The following is a 24,288-nucleotide window of genomic DNA, read 5'->3' on the forward strand; positions in this document are numbered from 1 at the left end:
GAGTCATTTCAACAGGTAACCACACTGCCCAATCAACTCAAAAAAATTACTTAACCTACCAAAACTCACGCCAATGGAATGCACTGTGGCCAGCATATTTCCGATTCTTACGAATATCATTCTCCACAGAAGTTTCGTGAAAAAGGCACTCTTCAGGCCAGCAAAGACCATACTCTTAAAAACTTGCCACTAAAACGGCTCCGACAAGTTAACTTCACTAATTTCCTCCAAGCATGGCCTGGTTCATTGAGCAAGCAACAAATTCGTAGAAAGACAGAGTAACAGGCTGAATCTACTTATCGATCAAGAGATTCAACAGTTGATGTCTCAGGAGTTATTTCTTCAAAAGCTTCCTCCTCAACGACTATTTCCTCAACATCTACCTCCTCCTCTGCAGTTACCTCCTCAACGACTTCATCAACTACAACTTCCTCTGCCGTGACACCTTCATCTGAACTTCCAGGCCAAGTTTCGCTGAACACATACAGATGGCCAAGCGTACGTTGCCCATATTGGCGACGCATCAATTGCCAACCAGGCTCGAAGTTCAACTTAAGGAAATCACTGCTAGAAACCCCAGCACCACCAGCCCTGGCCACGATCAGGGCTGGGCTAGAGGTATCCCTAGTGGGGATGGCTAGCAAATGCATATCCCCATCAGCCCTCACCACACTCAAGCGATAGTGAGTTCCTAGGTCATCGCCCCCTATCCGCAACGAATAGCCATTGCCGTCAATGTATCGATTGCAAATCCCGGTGAAATCAAACCTCGCAAGCAGAGGATCAACAACAGCCGGCAAGCTTCCATCAACTGCAAAACAGGCTCGTTTGCTACTGCGTTGTTCGTAGATATTCAACTGCGACCTCTCACCCTTGCCAATCGGGGCAGCCACCAAAATGAATCGGCTCTGCTCAACAGGGGCTGCTGTAAAGAGAGATCCCTGCGCCTGGACAGATGACGACCATCCAGTCAGGCCAGTCGCACCCACCAGGACCAGAGCAACTGCAGAGGGGAAATAACGAGCCATCAAGGCCTGCAAGATTCTGATCGAATCGTAAAAGTCTGCCGAGCAATCGGCTGCCACCTCAGGCCGGTTTGTTGAGTCGAATCATGACCAACAGTGAATCCACCATGCCTGAAGCTGCAACCAACAGAAGCTTGCCAGTCGCTCAAGCCACAAGAGATGGATCTCAAGCGCTTCAAACCAAGGCCAAGCAAGAACCAATCAAAGCGCGACGCCAAACACACAAGAAACCGACAAGGAAAGCATCCTCAAAGGCTTCAGCCAACGCATTCAAACCAGCGGACGAACATCAGCCCGCTTGAAGCCATGCTCCTTTAACTCAAGGCTGAGCTCATTCTCATCGGTGACCCTGTCTACAAAAAGGACACCTTCAAGGTGATCCATCTCGTGCTGGATGCAGCGAGCCATCAGGCCGTCGGCCTTCATTTTGCGTGGTCGTCCCATCTCATCGCGAAAACTGAGCACGATCTCACTAGGCCGCACCACATTGAGATAAACGCCTGGGATGCTCAGACAGCCTTCCTCATAGGTTTCAACAGTTGCACTGGAGCTAATGATCTCGGGATTAATCAACACCACTGGCGGGGTTGTAGGGGTTTCCAGATCAAGGTCAAGGACCAAGAGCTGTTTATGAATTCCCACCTGCGGGGCAGCCAAACCAATCCCCTTAGCTGCGTACATGCTGCGAAGCATGTCCCTCACCAAGTCCCTCACAGATTCATCAACCTTGCCAATCCGACGAGTGGATTGCCGCAAAACCCCATTGCCCAAAGTGTGAATTTGGAGAGGCGGATGATCAAGCGGCTCCTTCGGGACGGCAACAGACCCCTTGGTTTTTTCAGCCGTACGTGCCAGCTGAGCGAAGCTTCGAGCCAAAGAAAAGTCTCAGCATCAATTGATTGAGTTTAGGCAACTCCACCGCACATCAGACCCCAAACCGCCATGGAAAGCACAAGCCATCACCAGCGAAACCCGAAGCAAACCACTCAACCTCTTTCTGCCAAACGCGCTCTCGGACAAACACCCACCCTCAAAGAACCGCGCCTGATTGATGACTGGGTGCTTTGGCTGGAGCAACGTCCTCAGGAACATGGTCGCACCACTGCCCTTATCCGTCGCTGGGGTCAATCTGACCACCCCCCCCAAGAGCTGACACCTGCCCCAGCCAACCTCCGTAGTCGTATTCACGACTACGGAGGAGGGGTTCTAGCCACAGCCTGCCAGGACAACCAGCTCCTGATGGCCTGGATCGATGATGTCGATGGCTGCCTCTGGTTCCAGCGCTGGCAGGGCCTCCACCAGGCCACCACAGGGAAGAAGGAATTATCTCCGCTCAATCCTCCGCTTCGCCTCTCAAAACCAAACGATGCCCAACTTGCTGATGGTCTGATTGACCTGCCAAGAGAGCGCTGGCTCGGAATCATGGAAGCAGACAAGCGGGACTGGCTGGTGACCTTCTCCCTCAACCATGAGAACCAGGCTGCCACGGTGTTGCATCGCCCTGCTGATTTTGCTGGTTACGCGATCCTCAGCCCCAATGGCGATCAACTGGCCTGGGTGGAATGGCAACAACCGGCCATGCCCTGGGAGGCAAGCCAACTCTGGTGGGCAAGCCTCGACCCTGCGGGTTTGATCACAAGCTCGGCCTGTCTAGCTGGTAGCAAACCACTTGATCACAAACAAACATCCGTCTTCCAGCCCCTTTGGCTACCCAATGGAGAGCTGGTTGTCAGCGAAGACAGCAGCGGCTGGTGGAATCTGATGGTGACAAAACTGACGACTGACCCCGCTGTCCAACCCACTTGGCGACGCCCCTGGCCGCTTTCAGCCGAAACCGGCATGCCGCAGTGGGTTTATGGCATGAGCAGCAGCGCATGGGATGGAGAGCAAATTCTGACCGCCATCTGTGACCAAGGTTCTTGGAGGCTGAGCCGCTTGGCCGATGATGGACAGATCAGCACCATCAACCAACCTTTTGATGATCTAAATGGTCTGCAGGCACAGGAAGGTCGAGCCGTAGCCATCGCTAGCAATGCCACCACGAGCCCTGGGCTACTAGAACTCAACCTCAACTGTGGCAGCTGGAAGCACACCCCAGCCAGTGAGCCTTTACTGAATGCTGATGCGATCAGCGTTGCGGAGCCTATCTGGTTTGAAGGCTGCCATGGGCAGCAAACCCATGCCTGGTATTACCCGCCAATCAATGGCAGCAAAGGCCCTGCGCCACTGCTTGTCAAAAGCCATAGCGGCCCTACCAGCATGGCCAACCGCGGTCTAAGCCTTAGCATTCAGTTCTGGACATCCAGAGGCTGGGGAGTGGTGGATGTGAACTATGGCGGCTCCACTGGATTTGGCCGTGCATACCGCGAACGCCTCCGGGGAGGCTGGGGCGAAACAGACGTAACGGATTGCGCCGAAGCCGCACTAGCACTAGTGAAATGCAACAAGGCAAACCCAACACAAATCGCCATTGAAGGAGGCAGTGCCGGTGGATTTACCACCCTGGCCTGCCTTTGCTTCACCGATATCTTTCGCGCTGCTGCCTGCCGTTATGCAGTGAGTGATCTCACCGCCATGGCAGAAGACACCCATCGATTTGAAGCTCGATACCTCGATCACCTGGTAGGCCGTTGGCCCGACCAAAGACAAGTTTACGAAAACCGCTCACCTCTCCTGCATGCCAACAAGATCCAATGCCCAGTGATCTTCTTTCAGGGACTTCAAGACAAAGTGGTTCCCCCAGAGCAAACAGAACGGATGGCCAATGCCTTAAAAGAAAACGGCATACCAGTTGAACTACACATTTTTGAGCAGGAAGGCCACGGCTTTCGCGACAGTGCTGTCAAGACCAAAGTCTTAGAAGCAACTGAGCAATTCTTCCGCCGCCACCTAAAGCTCTAGCTGTGCTCCCTTAAGAAGCCGATCGTCGCAACCAATTCCTCAGCAAAACGATCGACTTCTTCTGGTGTGTTGGTGAAGCTCAAGCTGGCACGAGCTGATCCAGGGATCCCATAGTGACGATGCAAAGGCTGGGTGCAGTGGTGGCCACTACGAATACAGATCCCTGCTGAATCAAGCAGGGCACCAATATCATTGGGATGCAAGCCATCCACCGTGAAAGCCGCCAAGACCGCCCGATTAGGCTCCTGCTGAGGAGTTGGGCCCAGAATCGTCAACCCATCGATGCCTTGGAGGCGATCAAACAATTGCAGCGTGAGCTGCTGCTCCCAAGCGTGAATACGATCTAGGCCAACCTGGTTCAGATAGTCGAGAGCAACGCCCATACCAATAGCTTCCCCAATAGCAGGGGTACCTGCTTCAAACTTGTAAGGCAGATCAGCCCAGCTACTGTGGTCGAGATAGACATCCTGAATCATTTCGCCACCACCGAGGAAAGGCGGCATAGCATCAAGCAACTCCTCCCGAGCCCAAAGAAAACCCATCCCGGTAGGACCACACAATTTGTGGGAAGAACCCACGAGAAAGTCACAGCCAAGCCGAGACAAATCAACAGGCATATGTGGCAAGCTCTGGCAAGCATCCAGCAACACCAGAGCACCAAAGCGATGAGCCTCTGCAGTCACCTCAGAGATCGGGTTAAAACAGCCCAGCACATTGCTCAAATGAGCCAGGCTGACTAAACGAGTTCGCTCGGAGAGCTTGTGCCGAAGATCGTTTAAATCAAGCTCCCCGCAATCAGTGAGGTCGACAAAGCGCAGTACGCAACCCGTTCGCTTGGCAAGCATCTGCCAAGGAACAATGTTGCTGTGATGCTCCATCAAGGTGAGCAGCACCTCGTCACCTTCATGGAGGTTGGCATCTCCCCAAGTGCGCGCCACCAGGTTGATCGCCTCACTCGCATTCCTTGTGAAAACGATTTCCCGCGCGCTTGAGGCAGCGATGAAATCAGCCACCTTCTGACGTGCTCGTTCAAAATCCTCGGTTGCACGAACACTCAACTGATGGGCACCACGGTGCACATTGGCGTTGTCATGGTCGTAGTAATGCTGTAAGGCATCCAGCACCTGCCGCGGCTTCTGACTTGTCGCCGCATGGTCCATGTAAATCAAGGGCTGACCTAAGCAGGCGGTCTGGCCTAGTAGCGGGAAATCCGCTCGCGTGAGCTCTGCCAGGTTCGCTGAAGTTTCTACAGCTGCCATTGCCAACGGCATGCTCTGCTCTGAACTAACGGAAGAGGTCATGATCGACTCAAACCCCATCCAACAATCGAGCTAACGGCTGCCAGGCCTTTGAAATAGATGGGAGCATGCAAATCACCTCATCACAAAATGCGCGCAGTAAAAGCTGTGCGGCTTGATCAGGTGAAATTCCGCGACTTTGAAGATAAAAAAGTGCCTCCGGCTGAAGCCGGCTCACTGTGGCCCCATGGGCGCATTTCACATCGTCAGCAACAATTTCCAACTCAGGCTTGGTGTCAATTCGGGCCCGATCTGAGAGCAACAAGCTACGACTTAGCTGAGCGGCATCGGTACGCTGCGCCTCACGAGGTACCTGCACCACCCCGTTAAAAACACTGCGGCCATGACCGGCTGCAACTACCTTGTGAAGTTGATCCAAGGTTCCTTCCGGGCCATTAAAACGCACGCAGGAATGAGTATCAGCAAGCTGATTAGCCTGCACCAGTTGCAGGGCCCGCAATTGACTCTTGGCACCACCTTTCAACTGAATCAATTGGGGCTCATGACGAATCACACCCCAACCTTGACAGACACTCCCCAGGGAAACATCACTGCTTGGTTCCTGCTCAACAGCAAGATGAGCCAACAATGCAGCTTGAGGATGGCCGAAAGCTAGAAGGCCATGACGCAACTTGGCCTCACTTTGCAAGTGAGCTTCCACCAAAACGCTGGTGAGATTGGCACCTGAACTCAGCTGAACTTGTAGCAACTCAAGCTTGGCCTTTTCCTCAAGGAACAAGAGCACCCGCACGGCAAAAACACCCCGATCGGCGCCGGCATCACACACCAATTCAAGAGGGCTATCCACTGTCCCGCGAACCCGCAAGCCAATGACTTGTGAAGCGATGGCCTGATTCAACGCCACAGGCCATTGGCCTTTGGATGTCGCCAGGTTCAAAGTGTGCCCGAGAGAATGCTTCAGTTCCTCATCGCTAAGCGGCGACAGGCCCTTCGGGAGAGTCACTCCAGCAAAAGGGTCCTGCCCCGTCCCTAAGACCAGACGTGTCACCTGATCAGAAACACCAGGAGCCGATGGCTCACCTAGAGAGCAAATCTGTCGAGGCTCAAGTTCAGCGATGGGTGCAAGATCACAAAAACGCCATGCCTCCTGTCGACGATGAGGGGCAGAGAGGGTTTCAAGGTGATTGCGCGACTGAGCCTGGCAGGCAGCCATCGGACCTGATGGGGCTTCAAGACTGTGCAAGAGCCGCTCACACCAGTCATCGAGAGCTGAGGAGTTTTTGATGGGGGCTTCCACCATCAGGTCATCTCCAGTGCATCCAATTCACGATCCACCCATTCATAACCTCGTTGCTCCAACTCAAGTGCCAGCGCCTTGTCACCGGAGCGCACAATCCTCCCCGCCGCCATCACATGCACGTAGTCGGGTTGAATGAGATCAAGTAGACGCTGGTAATGAGTAATCAACAAGGTGGCATTATCAAGATTTGCGAGTTGATTGACACCCCCAGCAACGATGCGCAAAGCATCGATATCCAAACCGGAATCGGTTTCATCGAGAATCGCTACAAGAGGTTCTAGTAACGCCATTTGCAAAATCTCATTGCGCTTCTTCTCTCCACCACTGAAGCCCTCATTCACCGAACGATCTAGAAAAGCTGGGTCCATCTGCACCAAACCGAGACGCTCACGCACAAAATCTTCGAACGCAAAGGTGTCCAATTCCTCCAGACCTTGTTCTAGGCGACGGGCATTCGTGGATACCCGCAAGAACTCAAGATTACTCACTCCAGGAATCTCAACCGGGTACTGAAAACCGAGAAAGAGCCCAATTCGAGAGCGCTCATCTGGCTCAAGAGGGAGTAAATCCTCCCCGCGATAAAGAACACTGCCCTCGGTGACTTTGTAAGCAGGATGCCCTGCCAAGACCTTAGATAAAGTGCTTTTACCGCTGCCATTACGACCCATCAAGGCATGAATCTCGCCTGCACGGATGGTGAGATTTACTCCATTAAGAATAGGCTGATCATCAACGCAAGCAGACAAGTCGCGTATCTCTATCAGTACTGGAGCATCGAGAGAAATCACTATAAGAAACGAAAAGAATTAGGAGAGGGTAAGCCAACGCAGCAATTCATTATCCAACCGAACCCTCCAATTTAAGAGCCAATAGCTTATCAGCCTCAGCAGCAAACTCCATTGGCAACTGACTAAAAACATCTCGACAAAATCCACTAACAATCATCGAAATTGCAGCTTCAAAATCTATGCCCCGGCTCTGAAGATAAAAAAGCTGATCTTCTGAGATTCTGCAGGTACTGGCCTCGTGCTCAATACTGGCATCAGGCTGCTGACTGCGTATATAAGGATAGGTGTTGGCTCCAGCCTGGTCGCCAATCAACATGGAATCGCACTGGCTGTAATTCTTGGCATTGACAGCCTTTGGACCCATCTGCACCAGACCGCGATAGCTGTTCGCCGAATGGCCTGCGCTGATGCCCTTGCTCACAATTGTAGAGCGAGTACGAGGCCCTAGATGGATCATTTTTGTGCCAGTATCTGCCTGCTGACGATGATTTGTGAGAGCAACCGAATAAAATTCACCTACGGAATCAGCACCTTGCAAGATGCAACTTGGATACTTCCAAGTAATCGCTGAACCTGTTTCTACTTGTGACCAGCTAATTTTACTGCGCGCGCCACAGCAATGCCCACGCTTGGTGACAAAATTATAAATACCTCCAACACCATTCTCATCACCCGCATACCAGTTTTGTACCGTGGAATACTTGATCGAAGCATCATCAAGTGCCACCAACTCCACAACAGCAGCATGGAGTGTATTCGTATCAAACATCGGAGCTGTACAACCCTCGAGATAGCTCACAGACGCCCCCTCTTCTGCAACAATCAAAGTCCGCTCAAATTGTCCAATATCGCCCGAATTAATACGAAAATAAGAAGATAATTCCATCGGGCATTCCACACCCCTAGGAATAAAAACAAAAGAGCCATCGCTGAACACAGCTGAGTTCAACGCTGCAAAATAATTATCATTCGAAGGCACAACTGTGCCAAGATATCTGCGAACCAATTCTGGATACTCATTCACAGCATCAGTAATGGAACAAAAGACCACTCCATGCTCGGCAAGCTTTTCTTTATAGGTAGTTGCAATCGAAACGCTGTCAAATACGGCATCAACAGCGACATTTGACAAGCGCTTTTGTTCACTAAGTGGAATACCAAGCTTATCAAAAGTTTCCAACAAAGTTGGATCAACCTCTTCAAGGCTATTTTTTTTCTCCTTCTGTTTAGGGGCCGCATAATAAACAATATCTTGATAATCTATCGGTGGATAACCAAGACCTGCCCAATCAGGCGTCTGCAATTTAAGCCAGTGTCGATAGGCCCTGATCCGAAAATCAAGCAGGAATTGCGGCTCATTTTTCTTCTCCGAAATCAAGCGAACCACATCTTCATCAAGGCCCTTAGGGATCTTTTCAGTTTCGATGTCAGTTACGAACCCATACTTATAAGGCTCTGAAACAAGCTGCCCAACGTGGCTTTGGCTGGTCATAATTGATAGCCGATCAGAAGGGAGTGAAGGTTTTGAAACCCTCTAGACAAAGGCCTTTGCTTGTGAAATATGGAGGACCGCATCTGGCATGACATCGAGAAGGAGGATGGGCCGATCAACGTAGGCACGACGACATGAATAAACAAGAAGCCGTTGAAGGCTCTCAGAAGAAACGAAACCAATAGGTTTCGTTTCCAGAAGCCTAAGGCAAAAGGCCTTGAGGTGACTGGCCGCTTGGTGAAGCAATGTTCAAGACGCAACCAGATTGTGTCCATAGGATTGCGGCTTGAACCCTGCGTTGAACCTGATCTAACGCACCCTATGCCGCCACCTTCTGTTTCTGCGTGGCATGGTTATAGGAGCACTGACTATCCATGACCACAGAGGCGCAGGCACCTACCCGCGAAGCAACCCTCACTCTGCTATTGCGGCAGGGTGAGAGTAGTGCGGCAAACCTGGCTGCATCGTTGGGCATCTCAGTCCAAGCAATGCGACGCCATCTACGCAGTCTCGAAGACGATGGTCTGGTCGAGGCCAGCCCAACTCCCACAGGCCCAGGGCGTCCCTCGAACCTCTGGCAATTGACAGAGCAGGGACATCATCACTTCCCTGATGGCAGTGAGAATTTCGCCCTTGGCTTGATGGAGTCCATGAAAGCCGCCCTGTCTCCCGAGACATTTACGTCACTACTAAGTCAACAAGCACTCAAAAAAGCCAACCTCTACCGCCATCAGCTCGGCTCAGGGTCTATCGAGGATCGCCTTGAGAAGCTGGTGGAATTACGTCGCCAAGAGGGCTATGCAACAGAATGGCAGCCCGCTCCAGATGGTATTGGCTGGTTCATCAAAGACTTTCACTGTTCCCTGCAAAGAATTGCAGAGGAGTATCCATCGGTTTGCGAGCAGGAATTACTGCTCATGAGACAAACATTCCCCGACTGCTTGATTGATCGAGTGAACTGGCGTCTGGAATACGGCAATTGCTGCGGCTTCCAAATCAAGCCAACTCAAGATCATGACTGATCAGGAGACGTAGTAGGTGCATCCTCTCAGCCTGGAAGTCCCTCGGGCAGATCCAAGCCAGGCTCAATCAAATCCGCGACAGCCAAAATAATTCCATCCTTCCGGCTACGACACCCTCCCAAACCAGCCCAATCGCTGGGTCGATCAGCGCAAGGTCCGAGCAAGGTCACCAACACCGCAACCGCAAAACCTACAAAGTGCAATTTTGCCTGCCTGATCGTGGTTGAGGCCACTGCCATCGGAAGTACCCAAGGTCAAATCTTCTGCCAATCCCGTCAAGGCAGACCAGAGGAGCCCTTCCCCAGGATGCACTCACCAGCAAAGCACCTATGCATCTCATTCAAGGGGGAGGGAACAGCCCCGGAATGATCTGCATGGCCAAGGTGGATGTCGCAGCATTGAGTTCTGATCCATCCCAGCTCGAGAACAAATCAACAGAAGCTCCCATTCACAGCCAAGAGGAAAGCTGAGTTGTTGCTTTGTAGGTGCACTCAATTGAGCGTCACCTGCAGATCCCAGTGCGGTCAGTAGATGCTGACCACCAGAGCTCTAACCACCCGTAAACGACCAATTGCCCACAGAATGTGATCCCAAACAAAAACGGAGTGTTTTTAGACGTGACCCAAGCCTTATCTTCTATGGCACGTCTCACCATCCGTCAGCTCCGCCAAGTCGCCAGCGATTTGGGCGTAACCCTTTACAGCCGCAAGACAAAGGAACAATTGCTCAGCGCTATTACTGTTCGTCAGGAAAAAGAAGAAAGCAACCGACTGGGGCTAGAAGCTGAACTCAACTCCCCATCCAGACTCAAGTCCGATACTCGAGTGGTTTTCCTACCCCGAGATCCTCAATGGGCTTATGTCTTCTGGGAACTCTCCGAAACTGATCGCAAGCGAGCCCTATCGAAAGGAGCAAACCGACTCTGCCTACGTTTAACCGACGTAACCGGCATCGATAACGACAAAGCACATCCCCACACACTCCAGGAAGTCTCTGTAGACAGCCACAGCAACGAATGGTACCTACCTGTTCCAATGTCTAATAGGGACTATCGAGTTGAACTCGGCTATCGCGTCGGTACTCTCTGGATGTCCCTGGCCTTTTCCTCTATAGCCAAGGTCCCAACACTCCACCCCAGCGAGCAAATCCTCGATCAGTTTGTTCCCTTCAGCCTTGAGGGCATCACAAGCAGTCCTGCACCCACCGCTACACAAGCACCAGAGCTAGAGGATGATCCCATTGGCGACGCAATTGATAGCGGTCTACACGAGCGGCTCTATCAGAGCGCCACACAACACTTCCGCAGCAGCAGGGTCGGGTCGGAAGTCTTCCAAGAACACAACAACTTAAATAGCGATCAACGTGGTCTGAACGATTCAGGTGTCGGCCTTTGGGCCAGTGGTCGTAATGAGTCCGGACTGGGTGGAGTACCACCACGCCCAAAAACCTTCTGGCTTATTGCCGACGCTGAGCTGATGATCTACGGCGCGACAGATCCTTCTGCCCGCCTAACCATCGGCGGCGAAGACATTCCTCTCTCCAATGATGGAACCTTCCGAATCCAAGTTCCCTTCCGCGACGGAGAGCAGGTCTATGCGATTGAGGCGACTGCGGCCGACGGTGAGCAGAAGCGCAATATCACCTTGAACTTCCAACGGAGAACGCCAACCGATAACACAAACCCAGAAGACCAAGCAGTCGCAGAATGGTTTTAAATGAGCTCCCAAGATCATGACGACGTTGCGTAGGTTTGTCGCCATCACTCCTCTTGCTGGGGCGATCATCCTCCCTCTCGTTGTACCCCTCAGCATGGCCCGTCTTGGTGTCGGTGCAGGAGTGCTCATAACGCTGATGGTGTCCACTATCTGGTTCGTAACCATGCTGCGCACCGCAGAAATGCCCCATTAACAAACTGGGGCGAAATCAAGGTGGAACCCTATTAGCGGCTGGTTGAGGTCAAAAGGTGTGCAAGCAAGCCTGGGAGTGGATGCTCCCCGTACTTCTAGGGTGTGCAAGTTGCAGCAAAGTTGGATCTGTACAGGGCAATGCCCCTACGGAACTGCCCTTACCTGAAAGGATCCAGGTGGTTTTCAACCATCGCGATGGTGCGCGATACCGCAGTCCTCTTGATGATCAGTGGCGCAACGGCGACAACCTTGAGAAGTTCGTCATCACTGCCATAGAAAAAGCACAGCAAGAGATTCTTGTGGCCGTGCAAGAACTCAGCTTGCCTGGAGTAGCAGATGCACTCGTGGCAGCCAAGCAACGGGGCGTGACCGTGCAAATGGTGATCGAAAACAGCTTTAGCCAGCCCTGGGGTGATCTACATGAAGCAGATCTGTCCCTTCATGAACGCCGTCGAGTAGCCCATCTAAAGATGTTGGCAGATCGTAATCACGACGGGGAGCTAAGCCCCACAGAACGCTATCGCGGCGATGCGATGCAAATCCTCAGGCGTCATCAAATCCCTTTAATTGATGACAGCGAAGACGGCAGCAAAGGCAGTGGACTTATGCATCACAAATTCTTGATTATCGACAATCAAATAGTGATTACTGGAAGTGCAAACTTCAGCAATTCAGGCATGCATGGAGATCCCGCAGCGATACAAACGCGCGGCAATGTCAACCACTTGCTGAGCTTTAACAGTACAGAACTAGCTGAACTATTCAAAAAGGAGTTCCTTTTGATGTGGGGCGATGGTCCGGGAGGTGCAAAAGACAGCCAGTTTGGGTTAGCTAAAAACGCGCCTGGCATTCAAACTGCAAAGGTTAGTGGCACCCGAATTGAAGTGCTCTTCGCTCCACACGCAAAACGACAAAAGATGAACGGCCTGCAATTCATTGCCAAGCAAATAGAAACATCAAAACAAAGCATAGACATGGCCTTGTTCATCTTTTCTGCACAAGGTTTGGCTAACAAACTGCGGGAGCAAGTTCAAAGCGGTGTGAAGATACGATTAATCGCCGACCCTGGCTTTGCCAGCCGCTCCTATTCAGAAGTACTGGACTTATTAGGTGTTGCACTTCCAGATCACCGTTGCAAAATAGAAGCAGGTAATAACCCTTTTAATTCACCTCTTAAGGGTGTAGGTACACCGAGACTGGCGAGCGGAGACAAGCTGCACCACAAGTTCGCGGTGATTGACAACAAAAAAGTGATCACAGGCTCATTCAATTGGAGTCCTGCTGCAGCTCACACCAACGACGAGAGCCTGCTGGTGATCCATTCACCTTTGCTTGCCAAACACTTCACCCGTGAGATGGATCGTTTATGGCGTGGCGCTGAGCTGGGGATCACAGCTCGGATGCAGCGCAAGCTGGAACGGCAGTCAAAGAAATGTGGGAGTGGGGTTGAGAGGGAGTAAAACCAATACTGGAGACCACTGAGGCTTCTGATCTAGCTTTGAGGACGGCTAGAAATACATGTAGGCCCAACCCATCACACACCAGAAGTCATGGCAGATATGGCGACCATCAAAGAGCTCTCAGAGGCTGCTCGCCATCAGGAATGCCTACAAGCTTGCCAAAATGCTCTGCGAGGGAATCCTGAGGAGAAATTTGCCTATAAATACGCAGGAAAATCATTTCTCGCTCTAGGGCAATTAGAGAAAGCTCAACAGTACTTAGCGAAAGCTCATCAACTCGATGGCAGCGACCCCGAAATAGCGAAAGACATTGGCAACATTTTTTTGAATCTAGACAATGAAGACGCTGCCTCTCAATGGTACGAGAAAGCCCTAGAAATAAACAATAACTATGCTCCTGCTATTAATAACCTTGCCAACCTCAAGATGCAGACAGGCGACAACCATGAAGCGATCGATTTATTCAAGCGCGCCATTCAAGCAGATCCAAAACTCTTCCAGGCATATAGAGGAGCAGCCAAAAGCCACCTTGCACTTGGGGATCTTGATCAAGCCAAATCATTTGCAGATCAAGCCCTAGACATCAATGAAAGCACACCAGGAGCAAGCGAAATTCTTGGAATCATCTTTCAAAATAGAGCCAATCCAGACAAGGCCATTGAGTACTATCAAAAAGAATTAATCATTAATCCACAAGCAAGAAACTCGCTTCTCAATTTAGGACGGCTTCTGCTACTGAAAGGACATACAGCAGCAGCCATTGAAGCACTCGCAAAAGCATCAGCTCTTGTACCAAGCGAACAATGCTCACTTCTTTTAGCGCAGGCATATCAAAATCTAGAGCTATTCAAAGAAGCTATTATTGAATACAAGAAATTGAATATTAATCAATTAAACAACAAGCTTATTCCATTCAATCTTGGACTCTGCTTGCTAGAAATTGGCGACAACAATGCAGCCATAGAAGCATTCCAGATTGCCGTTCACCTAGACGAGACATTTATTGCCGCACTGGGAAGCATAGGTAACGTTCTTGAAAAAGAAGGTCGTACAAAAGAAGCTATCCAAGCAACACATAAAGTTTTAGAGCTAGAGCCTGATAACCACACAGCTCACATGAATCTGGGCAGGATCTACAAAGATCTCGGCAATCTTGAACAAGCCCTTACCTCCACCCTCAAATCCGTAGAGCTAAAAACTAATAACGCCGACGCCCACATGAACCTGGGCTGGATCTACAAAGAGCTAGGTGAACTCGATGAAGCTCTTGCTTCCACCCTCAAATCTCTAGATCTCAAGGCCCATAACCCCACTGCCCTCATCAACCTGGGCATCATCTACAAAGGTCTCGGCAACCATGAGCAGGCGCTTGCCGCCACCCTCAAATCTCTAGATCTCAAGCCTGACAACCCTACTGCCCACATGAGCGTTGGCTTGATTTATCAAGAACTCGGAAACCTTGACCAAGCTCTTACATCCACACTTCAATCTCTAGAGCTCAACCCTGACAATCCCACTACCCACATGAATCTGGGCGGCATCTACAAAGATCTCGGCAACCTTGATCAAGCTCTTGCCTCCACATTTCAATCCTTAGAGCTCAAGCCTGACAACTCAGATGCTCACATGAACCTGGGCGGCATCTACAAAGATCTCGGTAACTTCGAACAAGCTCTTGCTTCCACCCTTAAATCTCTAGAACTCAACGCTGACAACTCAGATGCCCACATGAACCTGGGCGGCATCTACAAAGATCTCGGTAACTTCGAACAAGCTCTTGCTTCCACCCTTAAATCTCTAGAACTCAACGCTGACAACGACACTGCCCTCATGAACCTAGGTGGCATCTACAGAGATCTGGGCAAGCTTGATGAAGCTCTTGCTTCCACTCTAAAATCCCTAGAGCTCAAGCCTGACAATCCCTATGCCCATATAAATCTGGGCAGCATCTACAAAGAACTCGGACAGTTAGAGAGTTCACAAAACAGCTTCAAAAGAGCATCCGAACTTAAGAGAACAGATCTATCTCTTAGATTGTGCAAGATAGGTCTAATTCGTGATATACAGCTTGACAAGCAAAGCATTATTAATCAAAGGCGTGAATTTCGCGAATCAATCATAAAAACGCTGGAGGACAAGAGCCTCGTGTACAAAGGCTTACCAATAAACCTAGACACTTTCTATCTTGCCTATCATAACGAAAATGATGACAAAGAAATTCTTCGACAGGCATGCGATGCATTTTCAAGGAGCAAGGCACTAAAAGGAATAATCTGCAAAAGGCCTTTGAACGAACAAATAAACAAAAAGAGTCTAGCGAAGCTACGGATCGGTTTTTATTTCGACAATCCTCAGGAGAAGCATAGCGTTCACAAGCTTTTTGCAGAATTAGTAAGGATATTCACCAACAAAGAGGCGGAGACATGGATTATCACGCCGCCAGAGAAAAGTATAGAACAAGAAAAGCGTCTAGCCTCAATTTCCTCCAGATCGCTTAAACTTTCAAGCAATATTACTTCGAACATAAAACGCATAAGGGACATAGACCTTGATGCAATCATATACACCGAGAACACAGCAAGCTTCTGTCCGTACATATTGTCCATGTCTAGGCTGGCAAGAGTACAAATTGCAACATGGGGCAATCCAGTAACTACGGGCTCTGAGACAATGGACTACTATCTATCATCTAGTCTCATAGAGCCAACTAACGGGCAAGATCATTACCTTGAACAACTTGTTAGGCTCAATAAGCTACCTACTGTATACAAGATGCCAAGTCTAGACTTGGTCGAAAAAAATAGATCCAAATTCAAATTGCCATCAGACAAAGACTTGATTGGAATACCACAAAGTCTTTTCAAGTTTCATCCGGATTACGATAAGGTGTTGGAAGAAATTATTTCAAGACTTCCCAGCGCAAAATTAATCCTAATAGAAGGCACAAATAAACCACAGACTGAACGCCTTAAAGCAAGGTGGGCAATAGAGGCGCCAAAGACACTTGAGAATGCAATCTTCTTGCCAAGAATGACTCAACAAGACTACCTCTGCCTTTTAGAAACTGTTGATGTCCTTCTAGATCCAATTTACTTTGGGAGCGGAAATACATTTTATGAATCAATGGCTGTAGGCACACCTCTGGTGACAACAGCAGGGAAATACATGCGGGGACGAATTGTGAAAGGCGGATACAATCAGATGAAACTAGACGATGCGCCTATTGCCGCAAATATCAATGAATACATTGATATCACAGTCAGACTGGTAAAGGATTCTTACTTAAGAGAAACCCTTAAGCGTAAAATCAAGTCTGCTGCTCAAAAGCATCTCTTTGACGACCAAGAAGTAGCTGATGAAATTTTTGAATTCATTCATACAGCGGTAGACTGCAAACGGGAAACAGGTGAGCTACTTCCTGTAAACTGGAAACCAACTAAGAGCAATACTCCGTGAATAGCCAATATCTCAATAAGCAGTGCCCTGCATGCGGCTACACAATCGCCAAAATTATTTTTGACGCAGGGGTAAAGCCACTTGCAACGATTGCCTGGGCAGAGTCCGAGGAAGAAGCAAAAGCGGTTCAGGCATTCAAACAAGAATATATTCAGTGCTTGAATTGTGCGCATGTTTGGAACCATCTATTTGATTGGGAGCATGTGCCCTACGGAAACAAACCAAACAAGATGTTTAACAACGGTTCACATTGGAAGAAGCACATTGAATATTTACAAGAATGGCTATCAGATCAGATACAAAGCAATCCAACTGTTATTGACATTGGCTGTGGTGACGGAAGTTTTCTCATCAGCATGGCTGAGCACTGTGGAGGCAAAGGCAAATTCCATGGGTATGATCCAAGTGGAGATGTTGATCCAAACCAGCCAGGTATAAACTTTAAGCGTGAATTATTTTCACCTTTAGTAGATACTGCAAAACACAAACCTGATCTGATTGTGATGAGGCACGTGATTGAACATCTCACAGCACCTTCATCATTTCTACATTCACTTGCATGGGGTGCATCTGGCTATGGAAAGCCAACATATCTTTACTGTGAAGTCCCTTGCATCGATCGCGTGTTTCAAACAGGTCGTTTGGCAGATTTCTACTATGAGCATCCATCGCAATTCACAACATCATCTTTTAAAAGGATGCTTAGCACCGCTGGGAAAGTTGTAGATATTCATCCTGCCTATGATGGAGAGGTAATATGCGGACTCGTAGAACTCACGCCATCAGCAGAGCAGACTGAGCTCAGCAAGAATGCAGACATTTATTTCTCAGCTACTTCCAATGCAATTAATCAGATCAAAAGAGAATTATTTGATTTTAGGAAGGCAGGCCAATCACTGGCTATCTGGGGTGGTACAGGAAAGTGTGCCGCTTTTATGCATCATTATGACATCTCCAGTGCAGATATTCCTCTGGTAGTAGATTCAGATCAGCGTAAGTGGGGAACATATGTTCCTGGCGTGGGGCAAGAAATCAAACCGCCATCTTGCCTATCAAGCAAGCATATTGATATACTTATTATACCAACACAATGGAGAGCTCAGGACATCTTAATTGAAGCTGATTTAATGGGGCTTACTTTTAAGCAAGTGCTTATCGAGCACAAAGGAACACTTGTTGAATTCAGGCATGGGCAACACCCATACAAAAAAGCAAACTAAAATTATGGTTTGCATTGTTTATTTTTTGAACACAATGCAAGGATCATCAAGTTCTCAAGACCAAACTATCTAAAGGCATTTGTAAATCCTGGAATTTTTGGTGCCGAGTACGCAGCTTTAAATCCACTAACTTTTAGTTGCACCCATAGATCCCAAACATTGGGAAATTGACGAAGACAAAAAGCAACCGGCCATCTTAGAGCCTCCTGAGAACTAATACGAGCAATCCTTCGGCATTCACTGAAATCCTATTTTCTTGTCAAATAGTTAAAATAATGAGACTGCTTCAATCGCAATATTATATGCCCACAAATAGCGAGAATTATTTCGAAGTATCTCTCTTAGTTACTCTTCAAAGAGGCTTGGAAAATGACTCATGAGTTTGTTCTGGAATCAATGTATCCTTATAATCATCTGGCTTTTAAACCGCGTGGCGGATCTCAGAACTATCAAGCAACTATCAGCGGATGGTCACCATCAAGAATGCATCCAGGCATGTCAGGAAGCTTTTCAAGTCGAACCGGAGCAGGCAATTGCTTACAAATACGCCGGAAAATCTTTCTTGGCTCTTGGCCAAATAGAACAGGCTCAAAAGCTTTTGATCAAATCTCATCAGCTCGACAAGTCAGACCCTGAAACAACAAAGGATATTGGCAACTCATATCTACAACTTCAAGATATAGCCAATGCACGAAAATGGTATCAAGCATCACTAGTAATCAACAAGGATTATGCTCCGGCTATAAACAATATCGCTAATCTAGACAGCCAGTCAGGTAATCACAACAGTGCACTAGAACTTTTCAAGCAAGCCATTGCAGCTGATCCAAATCTTTTCCCAGCTTTATTAGGAGCAGCTTCTAGTGCAATCGCCCTAAATCAACCAGACAAAGCCATTGCTTTTGCAATAAACGCACTTGAGATCAGCCCAAACACCCTGAAGGCTCACGAGCTACTAGGAATCGCATACCAAAACACTGGTCAGCAGGAAAAGGCTATTGAGCACTACAAAAAAGAAATTTCAAGAAACTCAGCCGCTTCCGCATCAATGGTCAATTTAGGAGTTATTTTATTACAAAGAAAAGAAGCAGCAGAATCGATCAAGCTTCTCAAGCAAGCATCAGTAATAGCCCCAAATGAGCAAATCTCTCTTCTGCTAGCACAGGCTTATCAAAATCAGCAACAGTGGTCTGATGCTATCAGTGAATATGAGAAACTAAATTTAGGAGCAGCTCATAACAAACTAATACCCTACAACTATGGGCTCTGCCTAATAGAGGCTGGCGTAAGTGACAAAGCAATTGCCGCTTTTGAAACAGCACTCAAACTAGACAAAGACTTTGTTGAAGCATGGGGGAATATCGGAGTAATTCATAAAAGAGAAGGTCGACTTAAAGAAGCTCTTGAAGCAACGCAAACAGCACTTCTCCTAGAGCCTAATAATGCGGTTGCACATATGAACTTAGGTAGCATCTACAAAGAGCTCGGCAACCTTGAAGAAGCTTTAGAAGCAACCCTTAAGACATTAGAACTAAAATCTGATAATGCTGATGCCTACATTACCCTGGGTAACATCTATAAAGAGATTGGGAAGCATGATGAAGCACTAGAGGCAACACTTAAATCCTTATCAATCAAACCTGATAATGCTGATGCCTACATTAACCTGGGCAACATCTATAAAGAGATTGGGAAGCATGATGAAGCACTAGAGGCAACACTTAAATCCTTATCAATCAAACCTGATAATGCTGATGCCTACATTAACCTGGGCAACATCTATAAAGAGATTGGGAAGCATGATGAAGCACTAGAGGCAACACTTAAATCCTTAGAACTAAAAGCTGATAACGAGAAAGCATATATCAACCTGGGTGCAATCTACAAAGACTTAGGCGACACTAGACGAGCACTAGAGCATACCCTTAAATCATTAGAATTAAAGCCTGACAATGCTTTAGCTATAAATAACCTAAATAAATTCTCGAGGGAGGCCATAGTTGGCCAAGAAAATGCTGCAATTTTAACACAGGCTTATGCTATTTTACTCAATAATAAAAACATTTTTCATGACAAGCTTTCGAAAATCTTCGTTTACAGGTTTCTGCCAGGTTGCCAGGCAGCATTAGGCTCAGACCCGATCATTTCAGCAAACAATACAAAACTAAAGGAGCTCCTAACAGACCATCAATTTATAAAGTCCTTAACCCTACTAATCGCTCCGCATCCATATATAGAATTTTTCCTGACTCGTATTAGAAAAGAGCTTCTAATGCACGCATCAAAGAGAAATACTATTCCAGATCATCTAAAGCCCTTCTCAAATGCTTTAGCCACTCAATGCTTTCTCAATGAGTACGCTTATGCACAATCCTCAGAGGAAGAAAATTATGTTAATAAATTAATTCTCAGGGCTCGCCATAAAAAAGAAGAGTTCGATCAATATTTATCCGTCATTGCCTGTTATGTTCCAATACATGAACTCGAGTTTCAACGAGAATGGTTAAACAGCTACCTAACGCTGAATGAGGAGAGCAATCTTCTGATAAAGATACAGTTTGAGGAGCCTCTGCAAGAGGAAGAGCTAAAAAATTCACTGCGAAGTTTTTCAACCATCAGTGACGCAGTTTCAGTTGAAGTCAAAGCAATGTATGAGAAAAATCCATACCCCAGATACCGTTTTGCACAGTTCACCTGCAAAGAAATAGCCAAGAATATCTCGACTTATATTAAAGAAGAAAGCTCAAAACAAAAACTTATATTCGCGAAGGAATTAACAACCAGCAATTCAAATCCAAAAGTTCTAATCGCAGGTTGCGGCACAGGTCAGCAAATTATCCATGCAAGCCGATACAAAAACGCAAAAATAATTGCCATTGACCTGAGTTCCAAGAGCCTAGCATATGCCATGAGGAAGACAGAAGAATATGGAATCCAGAATGTTGATTTTAGAATCATGGATATTTTAGATATTAGCAAACTAGGCAAGAAATTTGACATAATTGAATGCAAGGGTGTGCTTCATCACATGTCAGAGCCACAACAAGGTCTCCTGGCATTAATCAACAATCTAAAGCCAGGTGGCTATGTCAAATTAGGCTTATACAGCGAGCTTGCTAGACAGCCAGTAGTCCAGGCACGAAACCAGATCAAGCGATTAAATATCAAAAGCACTCCAGAAGGCATTAGAGACTTTCGACACCAAGTTCTACAAGGCAATATAGAGGGACTTTTCGAAATAGCTCAATGGGCACGTGACTTTTACTCACTCTCAGAGTGCCGAGATATGTGCTTTCATGTTCAAGAGCATCGATTCACTACTGAATCACTTCAAGCACTCCTTAATAATCACGGATTGATTTTCTGTGGATTTATCCTCCCAGGATCAATTCTCAAAGCCTATAAAGAGCAATTCCCAGATGATAGCGACATAACAAGTCTGAAGAACTGGGGGAAATTTGAAAAGCAAAGGCCAACAACATTTAGTGAAACTTATCAATTCTGGGCTTATAAGCCTTCATAAATGGAAAAATTCCAATCAACAAAAACACAGCTTCTTCTAACTTTATCCTCCATAATCCTTCAGCACATCTTTCACTATTGATTGTTACCTAATCGACTCCTTTAGCACTAGTTTGCCGAAAGCATAAAGACATTTCCATAACGAGGCACATAAAATGACTAATGAGTTTGTTCTGGAATCAATGTATCATTATCATCATCTGGCTTTTCAACCGCGTGGCGGATCTCAGAACCATCAAGCAACTATCAGCTGCTGGTCACCATCAAGAATGCATCCAGGCATGTCAAGAAGCTTTTCAAGTCGAACCGGAGCAGGCAATTGCTTACAAATACGCCGGAAAATCTTTCTTGGCTCTTGGCCAAATAGAACAGGCTCAAAAGCTTTTGATCAAATCTCATCAGCTCGACAAGTCAGACCCTGAAACAACAAAGGATATTGGCAACTCATATCTACAACTTCAAGATATAGCCAATGCACGAAAATGGTATCAAGCATCACTAGTAATCAACAAGGATTATGCTCCGGCTATAAACAATATCGCTAATCTAGACAGCCAGTCAGGTAATCACAACAGTGCACTAGAACTTTTCAAGCAAGCCATTGCAGCTGATCCAAATCTTTTCCCAGCTTTATTAGGAGCAGCTTCTAGTGCAATCGCCCTAAATCAACCAGACAAAGCCATTGCTTTTGCAATAAACGCACTTGAGATCAGCCCAAACACCCTGAAGGCTCACGAGCTACTAGGAATCGCATACCAAAACACTGGTCAGCAGGAAAAGGCTATTGAGCACTACAAAAAAGAAATTTCAAGAAACTCAGCCGCTTCCGTATCAATGGTCAATTTAGGAGTTATTTTCTTACAAAGAAAAGAAGCAGCAGAATCGATCAAGCTTCTCAAGCAAGCATCAATAATAGCCCCAAATGAGCAAATCTCTCTTCTGCTAGCACAGGCTTATCAAAATCAACAACAGTGGTCTGATGCTATCAGTGAATATGAGAAACTAAATTTAGGAGTAGCTCATAACAAACTAATCCCCTACAACTATGGGCTCTGCCTAATAGAGGCTGGCGTAAGTGATAAAGCAATTGCCGCTTTTGAAACAGCGATCAAACTAGACAAAGACTTTGTTGAAGCTTGGCGGAATATAGGAGTAATTCATAAAAGGGAAGGTCGTATTAAAGAAGCAATAGAAGCAACAAAAAAAGTTATTTCTCTAGATCCAGATAACGTCTCTGCCCACATGAACCTTGGGTTAGCATATAGCGAGCTTGGAGAGCTTGATAATGCTCTAGAGGCAACTATTAATTCCTTAGCTATCAACCCTGACAACTCAGCTGGAATCAATAATTTAAAGGCATTGGTCGAAGAAGTTTCACCAACCAAAACCAAGCCAAATGTTTTCAGGGAAGCTTATGAGCTGCTACTAAATGACGAGAACACCTTACATAGAAACATTTCCAAAATGTTTGTTCAAGCATTTCTTCCGATATTCAAGGCAGCATCAAATTCAGAGCCAATCATCTCCAAGAACAATAAAGCACTCAATCAACTTGCATCAGACTGGCGCCTGAACAAATCACTCACTCTACTGATCCCTCCTCATCCAGATATCGAACATTTTCTGACTCGTTTTAGGAGAGAGCTACTAATACTCGCATCAAAAAAGCAGGCTATTCCAGACCATCTAAAACCCCTCTCAGAAGCCCTAGCCACTCAATGCTTTCTCAATGAATACGCTTATGTACAATCATCAGATGAAGAAAAGTATGTTCAAGAGTTGATCAATATGGCCCACAATAGTAAGGAAGAATTGAATCAATACTTAGCCATAATCGCTTGCTACATCCCAATATACATATTGGATCTTAAACAAGAATGGTTAAACAGCTATCCGACCATGAGCGAGCAGAGCAAGACCCTGATAAAGACACAGCTTGATGAACCACTGCAGGAGGAAAGTCTAAAGAAATCACTCGGCGACAGTTCAACAATAAGTGACGCAGTTTCAGTTAATGTCAAAGCTATGTATGAGCAAAACCCTTACCCCAGATACCGGTTTTCAGACTTCACAATCCAGGACAGATCTCTCAATATTTCAACCTTCATCCGTATAGAAAGCACAAAAGAAGATCTACCATTTATGGAAGAATTAACAGTCAACATTGCCCACCCAAAAGTTCTAATCGCAGGTTGCGGAACAGGCAATCAAGTCATCATGGCTAGCCGCTACAAAAATGCAGACATAACAGCATTCGATCTAAGCAAAACTAGCTTGGCATATGCCATAAGAAAAGCAGATGATTATCAAATGAAAAATGTAACCTTTAAGATAATGGATATTTTAGATATTGCCAATCAAACTGAGAAATTTGACGTCATTGAATGTTCTGGTGTACTTCATCACATGCAGGATCCTGAGGCGGGTCTTTCAGCATTAGTCCACCAGCTAAAGCCTGGTGGCTTCATGAAGCTTGGATTGTATAGCGAACTTGCTCGACAACAAATAATCGAGGCGCGAAATCAGATCAAGCAATTGGACATCAAAAGCACTCCAGAAGGAATTAGAGATTTTCGCGGCAGAGTTCTAAATGGTGATTTATATCAATTAAAAGGGTTATCTCAATTAGGAGATGACTTTTACTCACTCTCTGAATGCAGAGATCTCTGTTTCCATGTACAAGAGCATCGGTTCACAACAGAATCACTTGGCAAACTTCTCAATACTCATGGGTTGATTTTCTGTGGGTTCATGCTACCAAATTCAATCTATAAAACCTATAAAGATCGATTTCCTGATGATACCGATATGACAAGCCTAAAGGACTGGGGAAGATTTGAAAAGCTACATCCAACGACCTTTGGAGGCATGTATCAGTTCTGGGTATATAAGCCTACTTAGTTTCAATCAAGCATCAAATTTTTTTCTTAAAAGCT

The 24,288-nt window shown here is 47.0% G+C and carries 17 protein-coding genes; 10 read left to right on the top strand and 7 right to left on the bottom strand.

All coding sequences use genetic code 11. From position 1 onward, the window contains the following. Nucleotides 1-296: 296 nt before the first annotated feature. A complete protein-coding gene (locus SIB80_RS12365) occupies nt 297-1,085 on the bottom strand; it encodes a DUF3747 domain-containing protein (RefSeq protein WP_328585570.1) in 789 nt (262 codons plus the stop codon). Nucleotides 1,086-1,295: 210 nt separating this feature from the next. Then, on the bottom strand, nt 1,296-1,901 hold the full coding sequence (gene def, locus SIB80_RS12370) for a peptide deformylase (protein ID WP_011130968.1): 606 nt from the start codon (nt 1,899-1,901) through the stop codon (nt 1,296-1,298). Between the two features lie 66 nt (nt 1,902-1,967). Here def and SIB80_RS12375 point away from each other — a divergent pair, with 66 nt between their 5' ends. Beyond that, nucleotides 1,968-3,926, top strand: coding sequence for an alpha/beta hydrolase family protein (locus tag SIB80_RS12375; RefSeq protein WP_063419123.1), 1,959 nt, complete (start codon nt 1,968-1,970; stop codon nt 3,924-3,926). Here the strand turns inward: SIB80_RS12375 and SIB80_RS12380 are convergent. The 4 genes from SIB80_RS12380 to sufB are packed head-to-tail and all read right to left on the bottom strand — an operon-like array spanning nt 3,923 to nt 8,765. Then, nucleotides 3,923-5,227 carry a SufS family cysteine desulfurase gene (locus SIB80_RS12380; RefSeq protein WP_063419135.1) on the bottom strand — a complete coding sequence of 435 codons (1,305 nt, stop codon included), beginning with the start codon at nt 5,225-5,227 and terminating at the stop codon, nt 3,923-3,925. The genes SIB80_RS12375 and SIB80_RS12380 overlap by 4 nt on opposite strands. Nucleotides 5,228-5,234: 7 nt before the next feature. Further along, nucleotides 5,235-6,485, bottom strand: coding sequence for a SufB/SufD family protein (locus SIB80_RS12385; protein WP_063419124.1), 1,251 nt, complete (start codon nt 6,483-6,485; stop codon nt 5,235-5,237). Beyond that, nucleotides 6,485-7,273, bottom strand: coding sequence for a Fe-S cluster assembly ATPase SufC (gene sufC, locus SIB80_RS12390; protein ID WP_063419125.1), 789 nt, complete (start codon nt 7,271-7,273; stop codon nt 6,485-6,487). Before sufC ends, SIB80_RS12385 begins: the two co-directional genes overlap by 1 nt. A 49-nt stretch (nt 7,274-7,322) precedes the next feature. Then, nucleotides 7,323-8,765 (bottom strand): Fe-S cluster assembly protein SufB, encoded by a 1,443-nt coding sequence (sufB, locus tag SIB80_RS12395; protein WP_063419126.1) that lies wholly within the window; start codon nt 8,763-8,765, stop codon nt 7,323-7,325. Nucleotides 8,766-9,139: 374 nt separating this feature from the next. Here sufB and sufR point away from each other — a divergent pair, with 374 nt between their 5' ends. Further along, entirely contained in the window at nt 9,140-9,787 is a 648-nt protein-coding gene (gene sufR, locus SIB80_RS12400) for an iron-sulfur cluster biosynthesis transcriptional regulator SufR (RefSeq protein ID WP_063419128.1), read from the top strand. Nucleotides 9,788-9,813: 26 nt separating this feature from the next. On the opposite strand, the gene SIB80_RS12405 is transcribed toward sufR, so the two are convergent. Next, complete coding sequence (locus SIB80_RS12405) at nt 9,814-10,026, bottom strand: hypothetical protein (RefSeq protein WP_063419129.1); 213 nt, start codon at nt 10,024-10,026, stop codon at nt 9,814-9,816. Nucleotides 10,027-10,116: 90 nt separating this feature from the next. Between SIB80_RS12405 and SIB80_RS12410 the strand changes: the two genes are divergently transcribed. The 8 genes from SIB80_RS12410 to SIB80_RS12445 all read left to right on the top strand — a co-directional run bounded on the left by SIB80_RS12410 (nt 10,117) and on the right by SIB80_RS12445 (nt 24,253). Beyond that, on the top strand, nt 10,117-10,257 hold the full coding sequence (locus SIB80_RS12410) for a hypothetical protein (protein ID WP_169189974.1): 141 nt from the start codon (nt 10,117-10,119) through the stop codon (nt 10,255-10,257). A gap of 147 nt (nt 10,258-10,404) precedes the next feature. Then, the gene (locus SIB80_RS12415) at nt 10,405-11,502 is read left to right on the top strand and encodes a DUF4912 domain-containing protein (RefSeq protein WP_063419130.1); all 1,098 of its coding nucleotides are present in this window, start codon (nt 10,405-10,407) and stop codon (nt 11,500-11,502) included. A gap of 16 nt (nt 11,503-11,518) precedes the next feature. Continuing rightward, nucleotides 11,519-11,695 carry a hypothetical protein gene (locus tag SIB80_RS12420; protein WP_169189973.1) on the top strand — a complete coding sequence of 59 codons (177 nt, stop codon included), beginning with the start codon at nt 11,519-11,521 and terminating at the stop codon, nt 11,693-11,695. Between the two features lie 55 nt (nt 11,696-11,750). Beyond that, nucleotides 11,751-13,154, top strand: coding sequence for a phospholipase D-like domain-containing protein (locus SIB80_RS12425; RefSeq protein WP_169189972.1), 1,404 nt, complete (start codon nt 11,751-11,753; stop codon nt 13,152-13,154). Nucleotides 13,155-13,253: 99 nt separating this feature from the next. Continuing rightward, the gene (locus tag SIB80_RS12430; protein WP_063419131.1) at nt 13,254-16,610 is read left to right on the top strand and encodes a tetratricopeptide repeat protein; all 3,357 of its coding nucleotides are present in this window, start codon (nt 13,254-13,256) and stop codon (nt 16,608-16,610) included. Next, nucleotides 16,607-17,830, top strand: a complete 1,224-nt coding sequence (locus tag SIB80_RS12435) for a class I SAM-dependent methyltransferase (protein WP_063419132.1) — start codon at nt 16,607-16,609, stop codon at nt 17,828-17,830. The genes SIB80_RS12430 and SIB80_RS12435 overlap by 4 nt, the downstream gene beginning before the upstream one ends. A 376-nt stretch (nt 17,831-18,206) precedes the next feature. Continuing rightward, complete coding sequence (locus tag SIB80_RS12440) at nt 18,207-21,353, top strand: tetratricopeptide repeat protein (RefSeq protein WP_413352206.1); 3,147 nt, start codon at nt 18,207-18,209, stop codon at nt 21,351-21,353. Between the two features lie 161 nt (nt 21,354-21,514). Next, nucleotides 21,515-24,253, top strand: coding sequence for a class I SAM-dependent methyltransferase (locus SIB80_RS12445; RefSeq protein WP_063418762.1), 2,739 nt, complete (start codon nt 21,515-21,517; stop codon nt 24,251-24,253). Nucleotides 24,254-24,288 lie beyond the last annotated feature (35 nt).

Origin of the sequence: Prochlorococcus sp. MIT 1327, from assembly GCF_047304785.1 — a bacterium.
GTDB lineage: Bacteria > Cyanobacteriota > Cyanobacteriia > PCC-6307 > Cyanobiaceae > Prochlorococcus > Prochlorococcus marinus_D.

Excerpts from the sequence above, each read along its gene's own strand:
- SIB80_RS12385 (WP_063419124.1), bottom strand. The coding sequence starts at position 6,485 with ATGGTGGAAGCCCCCATCAAAAACTCCTCAGCTCTCGATGACTGGTGT.
- sufB (WP_063419126.1), bottom strand. The coding sequence starts at position 8,765 with ATGACCAGCCAAAGCCACGTTGGGCAGCTTGTTTCAGAGCCTTATAAG.
- SIB80_RS12445 (WP_063418762.1), top strand. The coding sequence starts at position 21,515 with ATGAGTTTGTTCTGGAATCAATGTATCATTATCATCATCTGGCTTTTC.
- SIB80_RS12375 (WP_063419123.1), top strand. The coding sequence starts at position 1,968 with ATGGAAAGCACAAGCCATCACCAGCGAAACCCGAAGCAAACCACTCAA.
- SIB80_RS12405 (WP_063419129.1), bottom strand. The coding sequence starts at position 10,026 with ATGGCAGTGGCCTCAACCACGATCAGGCAGGCAAAATTGCACTTTGTA.
- SIB80_RS12430 (WP_063419131.1), top strand. The coding sequence starts at position 13,254 with ATGGCGACCATCAAAGAGCTCTCAGAGGCTGCTCGCCATCAGGAATGC.
- SIB80_RS12420 (WP_169189973.1), top strand. The coding sequence starts at position 11,519 with ATGACGACGTTGCGTAGGTTTGTCGCCATCACTCCTCTTGCTGGGGCG.
- SIB80_RS12410 (WP_169189974.1), top strand. The coding sequence starts at position 10,117 with ATGCATCTCATTCAAGGGGGAGGGAACAGCCCCGGAATGATCTGCATG.
- SIB80_RS12380 (WP_063419135.1), bottom strand. The coding sequence starts at position 5,227 with ATGACCTCTTCCGTTAGTTCAGAGCAGAGCATGCCGTTGGCAATGGCA.
- sufR (WP_063419128.1), top strand. The coding sequence starts at position 9,140 with ATGACCACAGAGGCGCAGGCACCTACCCGCGAAGCAACCCTCACTCTG.
- SIB80_RS12440 (WP_413352206.1), top strand. The coding sequence starts at position 18,207 with ATGAGTTTGTTCTGGAATCAATGTATCCTTATAATCATCTGGCTTTTA.